Source organism: Anaerocolumna cellulosilytica, from assembly GCF_014218335.1.
Taxonomy (GTDB): Bacteria; Bacillota; Clostridia; order Lachnospirales; family Lachnospiraceae; genus Anaerocolumna; species Anaerocolumna cellulosilytica.
This window is the reverse complement of the sequence record NZ_AP023367.1, coordinates 5,086,349-5,107,501: the sequence shown is the minus strand read 5'-3', so window position 1 is coordinate 5,107,501 and position 21,153 is coordinate 5,086,349. Positions and strand designations below refer to the sequence as shown.

The following is a 21,153-nucleotide window of genomic DNA, read 5'->3' as shown; positions in this document are numbered from 1 at the left end:
AATAGAATGAGTGCTAAAAAAACGAACAAATATATAGAACCCTTATTGAATGGTTTGATTAAAGAAAATCCTACCTTTGTTCTCATGCTTGGTCTGTGCCCGACTCTTGCAGTGACCAGTTCAGCCAGCAATGGATTGGGAATGGGTTTATCATCAACAGCGGTACTGGTAATGTCTAACCTCCTAATTTCCCTGTTGAGAAAGGTAATTCCGGATACAGTCAGAATGCCTGCCTTCATAGTAATTGTTGCTTCATTTGTAACGATTGTACAGTTTCTTATGGAAGGTTTTACACCTGCTCTTTATGAATCCCTTGGTATATATATACCCTTAATCGTTGTTAATTGTATTATCCTCGGAAGAGCAGAGGCATATGCGTCCAAAAATTCTGTTGGCCCTTCCATTATGGATGGTTTGGGAATGGGATTTGGATTTACCATCGGTTTAATGTTAATTGGTATGTTTCGTGAGGTTTTAGGTAATGGTACAATATTCGGAGCACAGGTAATGCCTAAAGCATATGAACCGATAACAATTTTTATTCTTGCACCTGGTGCCTTTTTCGTACTTGCCATGTTAACAGCAGTGCAGAATAAGTTAAAATTAAAATCAGCAACCAACGGAGGAGATTCCTCTTCGAACCTGGCATGCGGAGGCGGATGTTCAGGTTGCAGCGGCAGCGAATGTGTTTCTAACAGAGAGAAACTTGATGATTCTGTTGCTACCAAGAATTAAGGAGGAAGAATCTAATGAAAGAATTATTACTGGTATTTATTGGGTCAGCGCTGGTTAGTAATGTCGTATTGAGTCAGTTCCTTGGTTTGTGTTCCTTTGTAGGAGTATCTAAGAAGATTAAAACTGCCACAGGAATGGGATTTGCAGTAATATTTGTTATTACGATTGCATCTGCTATAGCTAGTTTAATTTATGATTTAATACTGGCGCCGTTAGAACTTGATTATCTCAAAACCATTGTATTTATCTTGGTAATTGCAGCATTAGTACAATTTGTTGAAATGGTAATTAAGAAATATAGTCCGGGTTTATACAATGCCCTAGGTGTATATCTTGCCTTAATAACAACCAACTGCGCAGTTCTGGGTGTAGCCTTAATAAATGTACAGAAAGAATACAATTTTATAACCAGTGTGGTAAATGGTATTGGAACAGCTGCGGGTTATCTAGTAGCCATTGTTATCATGGCGGGTATTCGTGAACGTATTGAACATAATGATGTCCCAGAGTCCTTTAAAGGAATGCCCATTGTTTTGATTACTTCTGGCTTGATGGCCATTGCATTCTTTGGATTCTCCGGCTTACTTTAAAGGGAGGATAGCAGATGAATTTACTTGAGATAGTTGGAAATTTGGGGAATGTACCTGTTCTGTCAGTGAGTTTTCAGGAAGTTGGCATCGCAGCGGCACTAATTGGTGCTGTTGGTGCGGTAATCGGTATATTCTTAGGGGTAGCTGGTAAGAAATTCGAAGTTGAAGTAGATGAAAAAGAAGTTCAGGTACGTGAGTTTTTGCCTGGCAATAACTGCGGTGCATGTGGTTATGCTGGTTGTGACAGTCTGGCTCAGGCAATAGCAGCGGGTCAGGCACCTGCCAATGCCTGTCCGGTTGCTAACAGCGCAGTACATGATCAAATTGCTGGAGTAATGGGAACTAGTGCGGGTAAGACTGAAAAAAAGGTTGCTTTTGTTAAATGTGCAGGTAGTTGTGATAAGACCAAAGTGAAATATAACTACTACGGAATTCAGGACTGTAAAAAGGCAGCGGTAGCACCGGGAAAAGGACCTAAACAATGCGGCTATGGTTGTCTCGGGTATGGCTCTTGTGTGAAAGTCTGCCAGTTTGATGCGATTCATGTTATAAATGGAATTGCTTATGTTGACAAAGAAAAATGTACATCCTGTAGTATGTGTATTGCAGAATGTCCAAACAATCTAATTGAACTTGTCCCATATAACACCGGACATTTTGTTCGTTGCAGTTCCAATGATAAAGGTAAAGATGTGAAAGCAGGTTGCAGTATTGGTTGCATCGGATGTATGATGTGTGTTAAAGCTTGTGAATTCGATGCTGTTAAGGTGACTGATAATCTGGCTAAAATCGACTATAGCAAATGTACCAATTGCGGTAAATGTGCAGAAAAATGTCCTACCAAAGTTATTTTATCTGAACTTGCCGGTAATGCTATAAAGGAACAGACAAAAGCAGTATAAGTCTAAAATGGTAAAAGTTATAGTAAGCTGAAAAAATGGCTGTTGCCTTAAGTACCGGCAACAGCCTTATATATTATAAAATAAAGTCAAAGATGTAAGGGAAAGGATGTAATGCATGAAAAATACAACAGCGGTAAAGGTAGCTTTTTATGGTATGTTTGTAGCATTGGCTTTTATATTTAGCTATATTGAAGCGATAATTCCTTTTCCGGTATCCATAGCTCCCGGAGTTAAGCTTGGACTTGCAAATATTGTGGTATTAATGGCACTGTATGCTATGGGGGCCAAAGAGGCTCTTGCTATATCCTGTCTGCGAATTATATTGGTAGGATTTACATTTGGTAATTTATTTAGTATTATCTATAGTCTGTCTGGTGGCATCCTGAGTTGGATTACTATGAGTTTGTTAAAAAGGTCCAAATTATTCAGCATTGTAGGTGTAAGTATTGTGGGAGGCATCTCTCATAATTTAGGTCAGATTATTGTAGCGGCTATAATTCTTGAAACAAGCAGTATTGCTTATTACTTTCCGATACTTATGATAGCCGGAATCGTTACGGGAGTAGTTATCGGAGTTCTGGGGATTGGCTTGTTAAAGGTGCAAAAGAAAATTTTTAATATATATTAACCGGTTGGTTGATAAAGATTCTTAGGTCTTGTTCCTGGATTGGAACAGGGCCTTTTTTGGGTGTAAACAATATACAGCATTATTGTTAATGCTCTGTATTGTAGAAATTTGTGGAAATATATCGGTAATTGCGAAAACACCGAAAATATATTATGAAAATAGTTTGGGTTTTAGTTAAGGAACTTAATAAAATTTATAAAATAGGTAATATACGAACATATCGAATATAGAATTTATATGCCTCATAGAAAATAAGGAGAAAAAGAGATAAAAAATAAAAAATAATACTTGATAATTTGTTCAATATGCTATATAATGAAAATACGAAAACGTTATAGTCTGTTTTCGATAGGAAAGACGGTGGTGAAAATAAGTGGCAACAATAAAAGATCTTTCATTGAGATGTGGAGTATCTGTTTCAACTGTAAGTAAAGCATTGAACGGATATCAGGACATCAGTGAGGCAACAAGAGAGTTAATTATAAGAGCAGCTAGTGAAATTGGATATTTTCCGGATGCGAACGCCAGAGCGCTGAAGATGAAAAAAACCTATAATATCGGTGTGTTATTTTCAACTCTATCCAATCATGGATTGCGGAATGAATATTTTGCACATATATTGGCATCTTTTAAAGAACGTGCGGCTAAGAGAGGCTATGACATAACCTTTATTGAGCATAACATAGGTAATAGAAAGATGACATACTTAGAGCACTGCCGGTATCGTAATTTTGATGGTGTATTTATTGCCTGTGCCGAGTTTGGAGATCCTGAAGTGCTTGAACTTGTGAATAGTGATTATCCGGTTGTCACTATAGATCATGCTTTTAACGAAGCTATATCTGTTTTATCAGATAATGTAGAAGGGATGAGACAACTTACACAGCACATTATAGATCAAGGGCATAGGAAGATAGCGTACATACATGGAACAAAGTCATCTGTTACCCATAACAGGTTAGTTAGTTTTAATAATATTATGAAAGAAAATGGGATAACAATACCGGAGGAATATTTTAAAGAAGGAATATACCGTAGTGCGGAATCAGCAGAGGAACTAGCGGTCAGGCTGTTGGAACTACCAGAGCCTCCTACCTGCATTATTGCTCCTGATGATTATGCAGCACTTGGTGTTATGAATACAGCAAGGAGGATGGGGCTTAAAATTCCTGATGATATATCTGTAGCAGGATATGATGGTATATCGGTATCTCAGGCATTGGAACCTAAGCTTACCACAATTAAACAGGATACTGATAAAATTGGAGCTGAAGCTGCTAAGCAGCTTATAAATCTAATAGAGAGTCCAATGACAACCTCATTAGATAATATATACCTAAAGGTACAGCTTGTTAAGGGAGGATCTGTTAGAAACCTTAATACTATCTAGGTTTTGTCAAGGGAAAGGCAGAATAAAAGATCTGATCTAACAAAAACAAATTAATGGGAGTGAATCCAAGGAGGAGATTTAAGGATGAAGAAATTCAGAAAAATACTGGCAATCATGCTAGTGCTGGTAATGGCATTTTCCATGGCAGCATGCAAAGGTAATGATACCCCTACCACTGGAGGGGATGCAACCCCTACTGCCGAAGCTACACAAGGGGCAACCCAAGGTGCAGAAGCAACAGAACCTGCGGCTGCGGAAGAAGGAAAAGTTTTTAATATTTACTGCTGGAATGACGAATTTCAAAGACGTGTAAAAGCTTATTATCCAGGATATGTAGATAATGGAGACGGAACCGGTAAAATTGGTGATGTTACTGTTAACTGGATTATTACGCCTTCTGATGATAATGCTTATCAAAATAAACTGGATGAAGCGTTATTGGCACAAGAAAATGCGGCAACGGATGAAAAACTTGACCTTTTCTTAATTGAAGCGGATTATGCACTTAAATATGTGAATACAGACTATACCATGAGTGTTGCAGACCTTGGTCTGAGTGCTGATGATATGAAGGATCAGTATGAGTATACAAAAGATATTGTAACGGATCCCAACGGTGTTGTAAAAGGAACTACCTGGCAGGCAACTCCCGGACTTTTTGCGTATAGACGTTCCATTGCAAAAGATGTATTTGGAACGGATGATCCTGTAGAAGTACAGAAAAGATTAAGTAACTGGGATGATTTTAATAAAATAGCTGAAGAGATGAAAGCAAAAGGCTATACTATGTTATCCGGTTATGATGATTCTTATAGAACTTTCTCTAATAATATGTCCGGTCCTTGGGTACAGGACGGTAAGATTGTTGTAGATGACAACATGATGAAATGGGTAGACCAAACAAAAGAATTTACGGATAAAGGTTACAACAATAAAACATCTCTTTGGGGTGACGCTTGGTCATCAGACCAGGGACCCGATGGAAAAACTTTTGGCTTCTTTTATTCAACCTGGGGAATTAACTTTACTTTAATGGGGTATTCTTTAGCGGATTCAAATGCTGCTGCAGAGGTTGGTAATGGTATCTATGGCGATTGGGCAGTTTGTGAAGGTCCATCTCCGTTCTATTGGGGTGGAACATGGATTTGCGGTGCAACTGGTACAGATAATAAGAGTCTTATAAGAGATATTATGTATACATTAACCTGTGATGCAGCTACTATGAAAAAAATCACTGAAGTAGAACAGGATTATACCAATAACAAAGCTGCTATGGAAGAGATTGCTAATAGTGATTTCCAATCCGCATTCTTAGGCGGACAAAACCATATTAAGTTATTTGCAGCAGCAGCTCCAAAGATTGATATGAGCAATATCTCCCCTTATGATCAGGGATTAAATGAAGATTTCCAGACATACTTTAAAGATTACTTTGATGGCATTGTAACAAAAGATGAAGCTTTACAAAACTTCTATAAAAATGCGATTATTAAATATCCGGAATTGTCTTACTAGAATATAAAAATTAAGGAACATTAGTTACTTAAAATGATACCATGATAACGGAATGCAGGATGGAGGCAAAATCTTCAAGGGATGAAGTGGTTCAGCTTCATGTATGAAGGCGATTCTTCATCCTGCATTTATGAAAAAGATTATAAGACCTATAATTAGCCTGACAAAGCAGGCAGGAGGGTTTATGTTAAAGAAAAAAACAAGTTGTGTCAAATACACCAAATGGGGATACATATTTCTAATTCCTTTCTTCCTTGTATATACGGTATTTTCTTTGATTCCATTGATATCAACTTTTTACAACAGCTTTTTTGAAAATTACATGTCAGGCTTATCACATATAGGACCTACTTTTGTAGGGATAGAGAATTTTAAAAGAATATTTTCGGAAGGTGATATGTTAATTTACACGAAAAACACCTTAATCATGTGGGCGCTTGGCTTTGTTCCTCAGATTATTGTATCCTTATTATTAGCGGCGTGGTTTACAGATGTTAGGCTAAAATTAAAGGGTGCAACCTTTTTTAAAACAATTATATATATGCCGAATCTTATAATGGCATCTGCATTCTCTATGCTATTTTTTAACTTGTTTTCTGATATTGGTCCGATTAATGATATTTTAGTTGATGTAGGAATTTTATCTGAGCCCTTCCGATTTTTATCAAATGTGAATGGCACAAGAGGGTTAATAGCATTGATGAACTTCTTAATGTGGTTTGGTAATACCACTATTTTATTAATGGCTGGTATGATGGGGATTGATACAGCATTATTTGAAGCTGCTGAAGTGGATGGGGCAAAATCGCTCCAGATATTCCGACTTATAACCATGCCATTATTAAAACCGATTTTTGTGTATGTTGTTATAACCTCTTTAATAGGTGGTGTGCAGATGTTTGACGTACCGCAGATTCTGACAAACGGTAACGGTTCGCCAAATAATTCAACAATGACTCTAATTATGTATTTGAATAAGCATTTATTTAGCAAGAACTACGGTATGGCAGGTGCATTGTCTGTTATCTTGTTCTTCTTTACAGCAATCTTAAGCTTGCTGGTTTATTTCAAAATATCTAAAAAAGAAAATTAAGGAGGAGCTGACATGACAGAAAAAGAAAAAAGAGAACTTTCAAGCTTACGTATCAGGCGTATATTTGGTTATATATTTTTAATCCTATTAACCGTTGTTTGCTTATTCTCCTTTTACATATTGCTGATTAATTCTACCAGAAATCATGTGGATATACAAAAAGGCTTTTCGCCTTTACCTGGCAAAGGATTTGCACGCAATTTTAATAACCTTATGGATAATCCTAATTTACCTGTCTTTAGAGGCTTGTTAAACAGTTTTATCATAGCGGCAAGCAGTGCGGTTTTGACAACCTATTTTTCCTCCTTAACAGCATATGCCATTCATGCTTATGACTTTAAAGGAAAAAAAGCTATATTTACATTTATTCTTGTGATTATGATGGTGCCAACTCAGGTATCAGCTCTTGGTTTTGTCAGCTTAATGAGAGAATGGAAGTTAATAAATACTTATGTGCCTTTAATAGTCCCGGCTATCGCAGCTCCGATTGTATTCTTTTATTTGAAGCAATATATGGAGAGCAGTCTTCCAATGGAGATTATTGAAGCGGCAAGAATTGACGGATCGCCGGAATTTAGGGCGTTCAACACAATAATATTACCCATTATGAAACCGGCAATCGCAGTACAGGCTATATTTTCCTTTACAGCCTCCTGGAATAACTACTTTATACCAAGTTTGATACTTGATAAAAAAGATATGAAGACCTTACCTATATTAATAGCCCAGCTAAGAAGTGCTGACTTCTTAAAATTTGACTTAGGGCAAGTATATATGCTTATTGCACTGTCCATATTCCCGGTTATTATTGTATATCTCTTTTTGTCAAAGAGTATAGTCCAGGGAGTAGCTCTAGGTAGTGTTAAAGGGTAAGAAAGTGCTTAAGCTCCCTTATAATAGGAGGAAAATATAAATAGATAAAATAAGGTGGCAATGCTTAACAAGTGCTTTGAATAAAATGAGAAATCCTATGAACTGCTTTTACAAAACTAAAGTGAGTGTGTTTGAGTAGTAGTTGTAAGAGCAGTTCTATTGTTAAAGTAAGGCCATAAAGAGTAATCTGTAATACATTAGAGATTATACATAAATTTCTTTTGCTTAAATATAGAGATTACTTGTAAAATAAATTTTACTTGTATTTCGTGGAAAGAAGTGTTAGAATAGTTCAGCATACAAAAAATGTGTTGACGTATGAATAAGAGTATGTTATATTAGACTAGCGATGGAAGAGGTCTTTTTTTTATGCCTAAAAACTAGGGAACCGAAGAATTAGCGGTTAAAACAATTGCGATTGTAAATAAATGGCTTACTATTTGGTTCGCTCAATTTAAAATTTAAGCGGAGGTGGAAGTTGTGCGCGTAAAGATCACATTGGCATGTACAGAATGTAAACAACGTAACTATAACATGACAAAAGAAAAGAAAACACATCCAGACAGAATGGAAACAAAAAAATATTGTAAATTCTGCAAATCACACACATTACACAAAGAAACAAAATAATTATGTCTAATCTTCTATACAAGCAGAAAATAAAACAATATTAAACTGTACTTATTACTGCATTGTTAAGAAAGGAAAGTGAAAACATGGGAGAAACTGCTAATACAACAGAAAAAGCTCCAAAGAAAAGTTGGTTTAAAGGTCTTAAAACTGAGTTTTCCAAAATAGTTTGGCCTGATAAAGAATCACTTGCGAAGCAGTCAGTGGCTGTCATTGTTATATCTATCTTTTTAGGGGTAATTATTTCTATATTAGATTTAGGTATTAAATACGGTATAGAAGTTCTTATTAAATAGGATGGGTGAAGATATGTCAAAGACAAATTGGTACGTTGTTCATACCTACTCAGGATATGAGAATAAGGTAAAAGCCAACATTGAGAAAACAATTGAAAACAGAAAGCTTCAAGATCAAATCTTAGAGGTATCCGTTCCTCTTCAGGATGTTATCGAAGTAAAGAACGGCGTTAAGAAAAAAGTTCAGAAGAAAATGTTCCCTGGATATGTTTTACTTAACATGGAAATGAACGATGATACCTGGTACGTAGTTCGTAATACACGAGGCGTAACCGGCTTTGTCGGTCCTGGTTCTAAACCTGTCCCATTAACCGAAATTGAGATGAAGTCAATGGGAATTAAGAAAGATGATGTTGTGATTGATTTTGAAATTGGTGATATGGTTGAGGTTATTTCCGGTGTGTGGGAAAATACAACTGGTATTATCAAGCAGATTAATACCCACAAGCAGATTGTCACTATTAGTGTCGATATGTTTGGGCGTGAAACTCCTGTCGAAATAAGTTTCACGGATATAAAAAAAATGTAGACAAAAGCATCTGGTATACTAGGAATTTCCGTTGCATAGTAGAAAAACCAGATGGTGGGAGGGCAATCCCGATAAAACCACAAATTCAGGAGGTATGCTATAATGGCAAAGAAAGTTACAGGTTATATTAAATTACAGATTCCAGCTGCAAAGGCAACGCCGGCTCCGCCGGTAGGACCTGCATTAGGTCAGCATGGTGTAAACATTGTACAATTTACAAAAGAATTTAATGCAAGAACAGCTGATCAGGAAGGAATGATTATTCCTGTAGTAATTACAGTATATCAGGACAGAAGTTTCAGTTTCATCACTAAGACTCCGCCGGCAGCAGTTTTATTAAAGAAGGCTTGCAATCTGAAATCCGGTTCTGCTGCGCCTAATAAAACCAAGGTAGCAACAATTACAAAAGCAGAAGTACAAAAAATTGCAGAATTAAAAATGCCTGATTTAAATGCAGCAAACATTGATTCAGCAATCAGTATGATTTCTGGTACTGCAAGAAGTATGGGAATCACGGTTGTTGAATAAGAAATTGTTAAGTTGTGGGAGGGTAATGGCAGCAAAGCTGTCATGGAAAATTGCACCGCAGTTTTCACATTGCATGAGGACTTCAAAGGCTGAATAGGCAGTTGAAGAAAGCTGTGTATACTCCCGATAATACCACTAGGAGGTTAATAGAATGAAAAGAGGAAAAAAATACGCAGAAGCTGCTAAGCTTATCGACAGAGCTAGTCTTTACGATGCAGCAGATGCAATTAGTTTAGTTAAAAAATCAGCAGTTGCAAAATTCGATGAAACAATAGAAGCACACATCAGACTTGGTGTTGATGGACGTCATGCTGACCAGCAGGTACGTGGTGCAGTAGTTCTGCCTCACGGAACAGGTAAAACTGTTAGAGTTCTTGTATTTGCAAAAGGCGATAAAGTAGCTGAAGCAGAAGCAGCAGGAGCAGATTTCGTTGGTGGAGATGAATTAGTACCTAAGATTCAGAACGACGGTTGGTTTGAATTTGATGTAGTTGTTGCTACTCCGGACATGATGGGTGTTGTAGGTCGTTTAGGACGTGTACTTGGACCTAAAGGTTTAATGCCTAACCCTAAAGCTGGTACTGTTACCATGGATGTTGCAAAAGCTGTTAATGATATTAAAGCTGGTAAGATCGAATATAGATTAGATAAAACAAATATTATTCATGTGCCATTGGGTAAAGCTTCTTTTAGCGAAGATCAATTAGCGGACAACTTCCATACGCTGATCGGTGCAATCAATAAAGCAAAACCTTCTGCAGCAAAAGGACAATACTTAAAGAGCGTAACCTTAGCTTCCACTATGGGACCTGGTGTTAAATTAAACACTGCTAAATTAGCTCAGTAATTTTTGCAAAGAATTTTTAAATTATGGTTGACACTATAATAGATAAATGATATACTTTTAAAGCAATAACTGCCGAAGACAGTAGGTGCCGCAAGGCATAAGTTGATAACGCCTACCGAGGGATAAAAGCTGATAAACGAATTTTATCAATCCCTTACTGCCTTGCAGTAAGGGATTTTCTTTTGCATTACAGTAGTAACAAAAGAAAAATTCCTTATAACAGGCAGTTGCAGGAATTGTTTTTCCATAGGACGTAAAGTAAGAGAAATGCGTGTTGCATTATCTAAACTACGTTGTCAAAATCTATAAGGAGGTGTACTAGAATGGCAAAAGTAGAATTGAAACAACCTATCGTTGATGAAATCAAAGGATATGTAGAACAATCTAAAGCAATCGTTGCAGTTGACTATCGTGGTCTTACTGTTGAAGAAGATACAAAGCTTCGTAAACAGTTAAGAGAAGCAGGTGTTGTTTACAAAGTATACAAAAATACTTTATTAAAACGTGCATTTGAAGGAACTGTATACGAAAGTCTTACACAGCATTTAGAAGGACCTACAGCTGTAGCTTTCGGTGTCGAAGATGCAACAGCTCCTGCAAGAATCATTAATGATGTAATTAAAACTGCTCCTAAGTTAGAGTTCAAAGCTGGTGTTGTTGATGGAACTTACTATGATGAAAAAGGCATACAAGTTATCGCAACAATCCCTTCAAAGGAAGTACTTATTTCCAAATTACTTGGAAGTTTACAGTCTCCTATCACAAACTTTGCTCGTGTGCTTAAGCAAATTGCTGAAAAGCAAGAAGGCGTTGCCTAATTAATCTTTAAAACAAAACGAAACTTAAAATAAAATATTAAACGGAGGTATTTCGAAATGACAACTCAAGAGTTTATCGAAGCTATTAAGGGCTTAACAGTATTAGAATTAAATGATTTAGTAAAAGCATGTGAAGAAGAATTTGGTGTATCCGCAGCAGCAGGTGTTGTAGTAGCAGGTCCTGCAGCAGGTGGCGCAGCAGAAGAAGAAAAAACTGAATTCGACGTAGAATTAACAGACGTTGGTGCTAACAAAGTTAAAGTTATTAAAGTAGTTCGTGAAATCACTGGCTTAGGCTTAAAAGAAGCAAAAGATCTTGTTGATAACGCTCCTAAGACTCTTAAAGAAGCTGCATCTAAAGATGAAGCTGCTGATATCAAAGCTAAACTTGAAGCAGAAGGTGCTAAAGTTACAATCAAATAATTGCCATTCTTATTATGTGTCTGCCCCATTAAGTTGGGACAGACACTTTTAAAGTCCAAAAGATGCATTCCCTTTCTGCCCATATGCATTACAGGATAATGAGAGAAGAGGCTGCTGGTGAAGGAACTTGCGTAGCTGATAATTCTATAACTATGGGGAAATCTATATTCTCCTGTCATACATATATGCAGAAAAAGCGACACACTCTACGTTGGTTTAACCTATCAGATACTATTATATATGAGACATAAGAACAATTCTAAGTTAACCTCTAATTAAATCTGAGATCGACGGCATGTGAACAGAATTGTATTATAAAGAGCAAATGAAAAAGAATTTGATGAATTTGTAAAAAAGTTAGGGGGTACCGGTATAGAGTGTTATATTTTGGGAATACAATAAAGAAAGGGAATAATTTGCTGGTATTCAGCTTGAATAGAAAAAGTCAACAAATAATTGTTGACATCTTGAAAAGCTTATGATAATATGTAAGTTGCACTATTGTGCTGTAGTATGCCTACAATATCTATTATAGCATATATGTGTGAAAATGAAAAGTATTTTCACAAAATTATTCTGGAATATTTCAGTAACTTGGTTAACAAAGACCATAATTCTGAGTATTTTTGAATATCCAATAAAATATCAAGGGGTGAAAACGTCAATGGATAAAAACAGGATACGTCCAATCAAAGTTGGTAACGGCGTAAGAATGAGCTACTCTAGGCAAAAAGAAGTATTAGAAATGCCAAATCTTATTGAGGTTCAGAAAAACTCATATCAGTGGTTTTTAGATGAAGGACTGAAAGAAGTATTTGAAGACATTTCTCCGATTGAAGATTATAGCGGACACTTAAGCCTTGAGTTTGTTGATTTTGTGCTGTGTGAAGATGATGTAAAATATTCAATTGAAGAGTGTAAGGAAAGAGATGCAACCTATGCAGCTCCTCTTAAAGTTAAAGTCAGACTTCACAACAAAGAGAACGATGAAATCAATGAGCACGATATTTTTATGGGCGACTTACCATTAATGACCGAGACTGGAACTTTCGTTATTAACGGTGCCGAAAGAGTTATCGTTAGCCAGTTAGTACGTTCCCCCGGTATCTACTATGCAATTGGACACGATAAAATTGGTAAAAAGCTATACTCCTCAACTGTAATTCCAAACCGCGGTGCATGGTTAGAATATGAGACAGATTCTAACGATGTTTTTTATGTGCGCGTTGATAGAAACCGTAAGGTGCCTATTACTGTATTAATACGTGCGTTGGGTATAGGAAGTAACGTTGAAATTCAGGAGTTGTTTGGTGAAGAACCCAAAATTACTGCTAGTATAACAAAAGACCCATCTGATAATTATCAAGATGGCTTACTCGAATTGTATAAGAAATTACGTCCGGGTGAACCGCTTTCCGTAGAAAGTGCGGAATCTTTAATTAACAGCATGTTTTTTGACCCGAGAAGATATGATCTTGCTAAAGTAGGAAGATTCAAATTTAACAAAAAACTTGCACTTAAAAATCGTGTAATAGGTTTTGCGCTGACAGAAGATGTAATTAATCAAGAGACCGGTGAAATCATTGCAGAAGCAGGAACTGTCATTACGGAAGAAATAGCAACAGAAATCCAGAACGCGGCAGTACGTTCTATTATGGTACAAGCGGAAGAAAGAAATGTCAAAGTTCTTTCTAACCTTATGGTAGACTTAGGTTATTATGTCGATGTCAACCAAGAAGAACTGGGAGTAACAGAAGAAGTTTATTATCCAGTATTAAAAAGTATTTTAGATGAATTTAATAATATAGAAGATATTAAAACAGCTATTAAGAAAAATATCTGTGAATTAATACCAAAACATATCACAAAAGAAGATATTATAGCATCCATCAACTACAATATTCACTTAGAATATGGTATTGGTCATGCAGATGACATTGACCATTTAGGAAACAGAAGAATCAGAGCTGTCGGTGAATTATTACAGAACCAGTACAGAATCGGTCTGTCCAGAATGGAACGTGTTGTAAGAGAAAGAATGACGACACAGGATTTAGAGGGTGTAAGCCCTCAATCATTGATTAATATTAAACCGGTTACTGCAGCTGTGAAGGAATTCTTTGGAAGTTCCCAGCTGTCACAGTTTATGGATCAGCACAATCCTTTAGGTGAATTAACCCATAAGAGACGTTTATCTGCGTTAGGTCCGGGTGGTTTATCTCGTGATCGTGCCGGATTCGAGGTACGTGACGTTCACTATTCCCATTACGGAAGAATGTGCCCGGTAGAAACACCCGAAGGTCCTAACATCGGTCTGATTAACTCCTTAGCATCTTATGCAAGGATTAATGAATATGGTTTTATCGAAGCACCTTATCGTAAAGTAGATAAGGCTGACCCTAAAAATCCAAGAGTAACTGATGAGGTTGTATACTTAACAGCAGATGAAGAAGATAAATATGTAGTAGCACAGGCGAATGAACCACTGGATGAAAACGGTTATTTCGTAGGCGTTAATATCTCCGGTCGTTATATGGATGAAACTCTCGAATTTGAAAAACACAAAATCGATTTAATGGACGTTTCTCCTAAGATGGTATTTTCCGTAGCTACTGCTATGATTCCATTCCTTGAAAATGATGATGCGAACCGTGCCCTTATGGGATCCAACATGCAGCGTCAGGCCGTTCCTTTGTTGATTACCGAAGCACCTGTAGTTGGTACCGGTATTGAATTAAAGGCGGCTGTTGACTCCGGTGTATGTGTTGTGTCCAAAAAAGCCGGTGTGGTAGATAAATCTACTTCCAAGGAAATTATTATTAAAAATGATGATGGTTCAAAAACTGCTTATAAACTATTAAAGTTCTCAAGAAGTAATCAGGGTACCTGCATTAACCAAAGACCAATCGTGGTAAAAGGTGACAAAGTTGAAGCAGGTCAGGTTATTGCTGACGGTCCTTCTACTTCTCAGGGTGAATTGGCTCTTGGTAAGAACCCGTTAATCGGATTTATGACTTGGGAAGGTTATAATTATGAAGATGCGGTTCTTTTAAGTGAAAGACTGGTACAGGAAGATGTGTATACCTCTGTTCATATTGAAGAGTATGAAGCAGAATCTAGAGATACTAAACTAGGACCGGAAGAAATCACAAGAGACGTTCCGGGTGTCGGCGACGATGCACTTAAGGATTTGGATGAGAGAGGTATCATAAGAATCGGTGCAGAAGTACGTGCCGGAGATATCTTAGTTGGTAAAGTTACACCTAAGGGTGAGACAGAACTGACAGCAGAAGAAAGACTGCTTCGTGCAATCTTTGGTGAAAAGGCAAGAGAAGTAAGAGATACATCCCTTAGAGTTCCTCACGGTGAGTATGGTATTATTGTCGATGCCAAAGTATTTACCAGAGAGAATGGAGATGAACTTTCTCCGGGTGTAAATCAGACTGTACGTGTATATATTGCGCAAAAGAGAAAAATCCAGGTGGGAGATAAGATGGCTGGACGTCATGGTAATAAGGGTGTTGTATCCCGTGTATTACCGGCAGAAGATATGCCTTTCTTACCAAACGGAAGACCACTTGACATCGTATTAAATCCTCTGGGTGTGCCTTCTCGTATGAACATCGGTCAGGTACTTGAAATCCACTTAAGCCTTGCGTCAAGAGCACTTGGATTTAAAGTGGCAACACCGGTATTTGATGGTGCCAATGAGTACGATATCATGGATACCTTAGAACTGGCAAATGATTATGTTAACTCAGATTGGAATGATTTTGTTGCAAAATACAAGGATATTTTAGATCCTGAGTTAATGGATTATCTGGAGAATAATAAAGCTTACCGTGAAGAGTGGAAGGGTGTACCAATCAATCGTGATGGTAAAGTAAGACTTCGTGACGGTCGTACTGGAGAGTACTTTGACGGTGCTGTTACAGTTGGATTCATGCACTACTTAAAACTTCACCACTTGGTTGATGATAAGATTCATGCCCGTTCTACCGGACCTTACTCACTAGTAACACAGCAGCCTCTGGGCGGTAAAGCCCAATTCGGTGGACAGAGATTCGGTGAAATGGAGGTTTGGGCACTGGAAGCTTATGGTGCAGCTTACACACTTCAGGAAATCCTGACAGTAAAATCCGATGATGTTACCGGACGTGTTAAGACCTATGAAGCTATCATCAAAGGCGAAAATATTTCAGAACCTGGTATTCCGGAATCCTTTAAGGTTCTCCTTAAAGAGTTACAGTCTCTGGCACTTGATGTTATTGTCTTAGATGAACATGGCCAGGAAGTTAAGATGACTGAGAATATTGATTATGGTGACGGAGATTTAACTCCATTAATTGAAGGTGAAAGTAACTTTAGATATGATGAAGATTATAATGAAGCCGGATATCGTGAGACTACTGCAGAGGAAGAAGAAAGCTTCTTTGATTCCTTTGAAGAAGACACCGTTGACATAGCAGAAGTAGATGATGAAATTGAAGATTAATGGGTAGTGTTCCTAGCCTGTAAGCACAAGCACTTATTGGTGAAAGATAACCGCGATTAATATAAAACGGGATTCTCCGGAATCCCGTTACTATGAAAGGGAGTGCCAGATGATGCCAGAAGTAGTAAACAATGAGAGTGTTCAGGAAATTACCTATGACGCTATAAAAATTAGCCTAGCTTCTCCTGAAAAAATCAGGGAATGGTCAAGAGGCGAAGTAAAAAAACCTGAGACCATTAACTACAGAACTTTAAAGCCGGAAAAAGATGGTTTGTTCTGTGAAAAGATTTTCGGACCAAGCAAGGACTGGGAGTGTCATTGTGGAAAATACAAAAAAATCAGATACAAGGGTGTAGTATGTGACCGATGTGGTGTTGAAGTTACAAAAGCAAGTGTCCGTAGAGAAAGAATGGGACACATTGAATTAGCAGCGCCGGTATCCCATATCTGGTACTTTAAAGGAATTCCAAGCAGAATGGGTCTTATCTTAGACTTATCTCCAAGAACTCTTGAAAAAGTACTTTATTTTGCCGCTTATATTGTATTAGACAAAGGAAATACAGATTTACAATACAAACAAGTTTTAAATGAAAAAGAATTTAGAGAAGCTTATGAAAAATACGGCAGTAAGTTCCGTGTTGGAATGGGTGCGGAAGCAATTCAGGAATTATTAATGGCAATCAATCTGGAAGCGGAATCTGCTGATTTAAAAAAAGGTTTAAAAGATTCTACGGGACAGAAGAGAGCAAGAATCATCAAAAGACTGGAAGTAGTAGAAGCCTTTAGAGAATCTGGAAACCGTCCTGAATGGATGATTCTTTCGGTAGTGCCTGTAATTCCTCCGGATATCAGGCCTATGGTTCAGCTTGACGGTGGTCGTTTCGCGACTTCTGATATGAATGACTTGTACAGAAGGATTATTAACCGAAACAACCGTTTGAAAAGACTGCTTGAATTAGGTGCGCCTGATATTATTGTCCGTAATGAAAAAAGAATGCTTCAAGAAGCAGTGGATGCCCTAATAGATAATGGTAGAAGAGGAAGACCAGTAACAGGGCCTGGTAACCGTGCCTTAAAATCTTTATCGGATATGTTAAAGGGTAAACAAGGTCGTTTCCGTCAGAACTTACTTGGAAAACGTGTTGACTACTCCGGACGTTCCGTTATCGTAGTTGGACCGGAACTAAAGATCTATCAGTGTGGTCTTCCGAAAGAAATGGCAATCGAGTTATTTAAGCCTTTCGTAATGAAAGAATTAGTTGCCAGAGGAACTGCACATAATATAAAATCTGCTAAGAAGATGGTTGAAAGACTTCAGACAGAAGTATGGGATGTTTTAGAAGAGGTAATCAGAGAACATCCGGTTATGTTAAACCGTGCTCCGACTCTTCATAGACTTGGTATTCAGGCTTTTGAGCCCGTACTTGTTGAAGGTAAAGCAATTAAACTGCATCCTCTTGTATGTACTGCATTCAACGCCGATTTCGATGGTGACCAGATGGCAGTGCATCTTCCATTATCTGTGGAAGCACAGGCAGAGTGCCGTTTCTTATTGTTATCTCCAAATAACCTGTTAAAGCCTTCCGATGGTGGCCCGGTTGCCGTTCCTTCACAGGATATGGTACTTGGTATTTACTACCTGACTCTTCATAAACCTGGTGATATGGGCGAAGGACATTACTTTAAGAGTGTTAATGAGGCTGTTTTAGCATATGAAAATGGAGCCATTACTTTACACGCAAAGATTAAAGTAAGAAGAAGTGGTGTAAACAGCGAAGGGGAAACAATTGTTAAAACAGTGGAATCTACACTGGGACGTTTTATCTTCAATGAAATCATCAGCCAGGACTTAGGATTTGTAGACAGAACAAACCCTGATAATTTCTTAATTCCTGAGGTTGATTTCCATGTAGGTAAAAAACAGCTTAAGAAGATTCTTGAAAAATGTATTAATACCCACGGAGCAACCAAAACGGCTGAAACTTTGGATGCAATTAAGTCCTTAGGATATAAATACTCTACAAGGGCAGCCATGACAGTATCTGTATCTGACATGACCGTACCTCCTCAGAAAAAGACGATTATTGCAGAAGCTGAGGCAAGGGTAGAAGAAATCGCTAAAAATTTCCGCCGTGGTCTTATGACGGAGGATGAAAGACACAAAGCTGTAATTGATACCTGGAAAGTTGCCGATGATGACATTACAGAGGCGCTTTTAACAGGTCTTGATAAATATAACAACATCTATATGATGGCAGACTCCGGAGCCCGTGGTTCTGATAAGCAGATTAAACAGCTTGCAGGTATGCGTGGACTTATGGCGGATACTTCCGGTCGTACACTGGAGTTACCAATTAAATCAAACTTCCGTGAAGGCCTTGACGTTTTGGAATACTTTATGTCTGCCCATGGTGCAAGAAAAGGTCTTTCTGATACAGCACTACGTACTGCCGATTCCGGTTACTTAACCCGTCGTCTGGTAGATGTATCCCAGGATTTAATTATCCGTGAAGTGGATTGTTGTGAAGGTACAGATAAAGAAACACCGGGTATGTGGATTAAAGCTTTTACAGACGGCAGTGAAGTAATTGAAAGCCTAGAAGAAAGAATTACAGGTAGATACTCTTGTGAAAGTATCTACGATGATAATGGTGAATTAATTGTAAAAGCAAATCATATGATTACACCAAAAAGAGCAGCAAGAATTGTTGGCACTAAGAAGATTGAAGAGGCAGGAAACAATGCGAAAGTTAAGATTCGTACTATTCTATCCTGTAAATCCCACATTGGTGTATGTGCGAAGTGCTATGGAGCCAACATGGCGACTGGTGAAGCAGTTCAGGTTGGTGAAGCAGTAGGTATTATTGCGGCTCAGTCTATCGGTGAACCGGGTACACAGCTTACCATGCGTACGTTCCATACTGGTGGAGTTGCCGGTGATGATATTACACAGGGTCTTCCTCGTGTCGAAGAACTTTTCGAGGCCAGAAAGCCTAAGGGTCTTGCGATTATTGCTGAATTCGGCGGTATTGTAACAATTAAGGACACTAAGAAGAAACGTGAAGTAATCGTAACCAATAATGAGACCGGTGAAGCGAAAACCTACCTTATTCCTTATGGCTCCAGAATTAAAGTTATGGACGGAGATATATTAGAGGCGGGTGATGAGCTTACAGAAGGTAGTGTAAATCCACACGATATCCTAAAAATAAAGGGTGTACGTGCCGTACAGGATTACATGATTCAGGAAGTTCAAAGAGTATACCGTTTACAGGGTGTTGAAATTAATGATAAGCATATCGAAGTAATTGTACGTCAGATGCTTAAGAAAATCCGTATCGAAAATAGTGGAGATTCTGATTTCTTACCAGGTAAATTAATTGATATATTGGATTTTGAAGATGTGAATGAAAAATTAGAAGGTGAAGGTCAGACATTAGCAGAAGGTAAACAGGTAATGCTTGGTATTACAAAGGCATCTCTTGCAACAAACTCCTTCCTTTCTGCCGCCTCCTTCCAGGAGACTACAAAAGTCTTAACCGAAGCTGCCATTAATGGAAAGATAGATCCATTAATTGGTCTGAAAGAAAATGTAATCATCGGTAAATTAATTCCTGCCGGTACTGGTATGAAACGTTATCGTTCCGTTAAACTTGACAGTGATATGGATGAAGAGTTATTAATATCAGAAGACTTTGAGGATGATGATTATGACAGCTTCCACTATTCAGAATCAGCTATGGATGATATAGACGGAATTGAAATCGATGAATATGAAGAGGATGATATCCTTGACGATGATTTTAGTGAAGAGGATTTTTCTGACGAATTAGAAGAAGATGCTGTGCTAAAGAATAAACGATAAGTAAGACACGGATAAAAAACAGCCGAATTCCAGTGGGAATCGGCTGTTTTTTTCAGGTTCTTTTCGGCGCTTTGTTAAGGTGCCAGGTGGGATTTTTTTAGATCCTCCTCCATGCTGTATATAGAGTATTTTTTAGAACTATTTATTTTAGCTTAGCATTTGCCATTCGGCATAAGGACCACTTCATAGAACTCTTTTGAATTGCAGATGCCATATCCCATAGAGAATCTACAAAACGTAATTCCACATTTCTTTCACGTAATTCTTTCATAATATCCGTTACTACTATTTTATTAATAGGTATCTGAGAACTCTTACTAACATAATAGCCGGCGGTTTCATCCTGTAATTCAAATGAAGTTGCGTCAAACTCATAAAGGTAGAGTGTAGTTTGTTTTATAATATCATACCAACTATGTTCTACTACCACGACATGTTTGCAGGACTGTGAAGATAGAAATTTGTCCCGGTCTTCTGGCGTTGTTGTACTTTCTGAATGATAAGCTATTCTTGGGCAATCTCTTGGCGTTAAAAAGTTTGGAAGGCATCTTTCATGAAGTGCCCAAATTAAACCTGTATTCGGGTCTAAATCTTTTCTGAGGGGCAGTCTGGGATAAAAAATTTTAATAGAACTTTCTTCACTGACATGAAACAATCGCATACATAAATCTCCTTACAATAGACAGAATATTGACGGGTTGAGTGTAAAGATAGGTATTGAAAGAAATTATTAGTGAATAAAATGCATTATAACATGGTAGCGGGTCATTTGCCACAGTTTACGTTTCTGATTGAATATAAGTAATATATTATGCCTACAATAATGAGAGAGCGTAGAATGAAGCTAATATATTTAAGAAATATAAACCACTTTCGCATACTAAAAACCTATATAAAAAATAATGAAGCTTGCACTAGTATTTAATTCAATACCATCACTTGACATATATATAGTATGGGTATATAATCTAAACACAATATATAGTGTATTATTGG

18 protein-coding genes and 1 other annotated feature are annotated in these 21,153 nt (G+C 37.6%); of the genes, 17 read left to right on the top strand and 1 reads right to left on the bottom strand.

Annotation, left to right across the window (positions count from 1 at the left end; genetic code table 11):
- Positions 1-6: 6 nt before the first annotated feature.
- The 17 genes from rsxE to rpoC all read left to right on the top strand — a co-directional run bounded on the left by rsxE (position 7) and on the right by rpoC (position 20,157).
- Positions 7-735 (top strand): electron transport complex subunit RsxE, encoded by a 729-nt coding sequence (gene rsxE / locus acsn021_RS21290; RefSeq protein ID WP_184092014.1) that lies wholly within the window; start codon positions 7-9, stop codon positions 733-735.
- A gap of 14 nt (positions 736-749) precedes the next feature.
- A complete protein-coding gene (rsxA, locus tag acsn021_RS21285) occupies positions 750-1,325 on the top strand; it encodes an electron transport complex subunit RsxA (protein WP_184092012.1) in 576 nt (191 codons plus the stop codon).
- A 14-nt stretch (positions 1,326-1,339) separates the two neighbouring features.
- Complete coding sequence (locus acsn021_RS21280) at positions 1,340-2,227, top strand: RnfABCDGE type electron transport complex subunit B (RefSeq protein ID WP_184092010.1); 888 nt, start codon at positions 1,340-1,342, stop codon at positions 2,225-2,227.
- A gap of 115 nt (positions 2,228-2,342) precedes the next feature.
- A complete protein-coding gene (locus tag acsn021_RS21275) occupies positions 2,343-2,855 on the top strand; it encodes a Gx transporter family protein (RefSeq protein WP_184092008.1) in 513 nt (170 codons plus the stop codon).
- Positions 2,856-3,228: 373 nt separating this feature from the next.
- The gene (locus acsn021_RS21270; RefSeq protein ID WP_184092006.1) at positions 3,229-4,245 is read left to right on the top strand and encodes a LacI family DNA-binding transcriptional regulator; all 1,017 of its coding nucleotides are present in this window, start codon (positions 3,229-3,231) and stop codon (positions 4,243-4,245) included.
- Between the two features lie 84 nt (positions 4,246-4,329).
- The gene (locus tag acsn021_RS21265; protein WP_184092004.1) at positions 4,330-5,760 is read left to right on the top strand and encodes a carbohydrate ABC transporter substrate-binding protein; all 1,431 of its coding nucleotides are present in this window, start codon (positions 4,330-4,332) and stop codon (positions 5,758-5,760) included.
- A 184-nt stretch (positions 5,761-5,944) separates the two neighbouring features.
- Positions 5,945-6,853, top strand: coding sequence for a carbohydrate ABC transporter permease (locus tag acsn021_RS21260; protein ID WP_184092002.1), 909 nt, complete (start codon positions 5,945-5,947; stop codon positions 6,851-6,853).
- 12 nt (positions 6,854-6,865) lie between these two features.
- A complete protein-coding gene (locus acsn021_RS21255; protein ID WP_184092000.1) occupies positions 6,866-7,726 on the top strand; it encodes a carbohydrate ABC transporter permease in 861 nt (286 codons plus the stop codon).
- 480 nt (positions 7,727-8,206) lie between these two features.
- Positions 8,207-8,356, top strand: a complete 150-nt coding sequence (rpmG, locus tag acsn021_RS21250) for a 50S ribosomal protein L33 (protein WP_161836870.1) — start codon at positions 8,207-8,209, stop codon at positions 8,354-8,356.
- An 86-nt stretch (positions 8,357-8,442) separates the two neighbouring features.
- A complete protein-coding gene (gene secE, locus acsn021_RS21245) occupies positions 8,443-8,652 on the top strand; it encodes a preprotein translocase subunit SecE (protein WP_184091998.1) in 210 nt (69 codons plus the stop codon).
- Positions 8,653-8,665: 13 nt separating this feature from the next.
- On the top strand, positions 8,666-9,181 hold the full coding sequence (nusG, locus tag acsn021_RS21240) for a transcription termination/antitermination protein NusG (protein WP_184091996.1): 516 nt from the start codon (positions 8,666-8,668) through the stop codon (positions 9,179-9,181).
- A 102-nt stretch (positions 9,182-9,283) separates the two neighbouring features.
- On the top strand, positions 9,284-9,709 hold the full coding sequence (gene rplK / locus acsn021_RS21235) for a 50S ribosomal protein L11 (RefSeq protein WP_184091994.1): 426 nt from the start codon (positions 9,284-9,286) through the stop codon (positions 9,707-9,709).
- A gap of 151 nt (positions 9,710-9,860) precedes the next feature.
- Positions 9,861-10,556 carry a 50S ribosomal protein L1 gene (gene rplA / locus acsn021_RS21230; RefSeq protein WP_184091993.1) on the top strand — a complete coding sequence of 232 codons (696 nt, stop codon included), beginning with the start codon at positions 9,861-9,863 and terminating at the stop codon, positions 10,554-10,556.
- A 54-nt stretch (positions 10,557-10,610) separates the two neighbouring features.
- Positions 10,611-10,746 (top strand) — a sequence feature (ribosomal protein L10 leader region).
- Between the two features lie 133 nt (positions 10,747-10,879).
- The gene (gene rplJ, locus acsn021_RS21225; protein WP_184091992.1) at positions 10,880-11,374 is read left to right on the top strand and encodes a 50S ribosomal protein L10; all 495 of its coding nucleotides are present in this window, start codon (positions 10,880-10,882) and stop codon (positions 11,372-11,374) included.
- A gap of 57 nt (positions 11,375-11,431) precedes the next feature.
- On the top strand, positions 11,432-11,797 hold the full coding sequence (rplL, locus tag acsn021_RS21220) for a 50S ribosomal protein L7/L12 (RefSeq protein ID WP_184091991.1): 366 nt from the start codon (positions 11,432-11,434) through the stop codon (positions 11,795-11,797).
- A 664-nt stretch (positions 11,798-12,461) separates the two neighbouring features.
- Positions 12,462-16,292: a DNA-directed RNA polymerase subunit beta gene (gene rpoB, locus acsn021_RS21215; protein WP_184091990.1), complete on the top strand. Its 3,831-nt coding sequence runs from the start codon at positions 12,462-12,464 to the stop codon at positions 16,290-16,292.
- A gap of 112 nt (positions 16,293-16,404) precedes the next feature.
- Positions 16,405-20,157: a DNA-directed RNA polymerase subunit beta' gene (gene rpoC, locus acsn021_RS21210; RefSeq protein WP_184092245.1), complete on the top strand. Its 3,753-nt coding sequence runs from the start codon at positions 16,405-16,407 to the stop codon at positions 20,155-20,157.
- A gap of 142 nt (positions 20,158-20,299) precedes the next feature.
- Here rpoC and acsn021_RS21205 read toward each other — a convergent pair whose 3' ends face one another.
- The gene (locus tag acsn021_RS21205; RefSeq protein WP_184091989.1) at positions 20,300-20,818 is read right to left on the bottom strand and encodes a DUF6886 family protein; all 519 of its coding nucleotides are present in this window, start codon (positions 20,816-20,818) and stop codon (positions 20,300-20,302) included.
- Positions 20,819-21,153 lie beyond the last annotated feature (335 nt).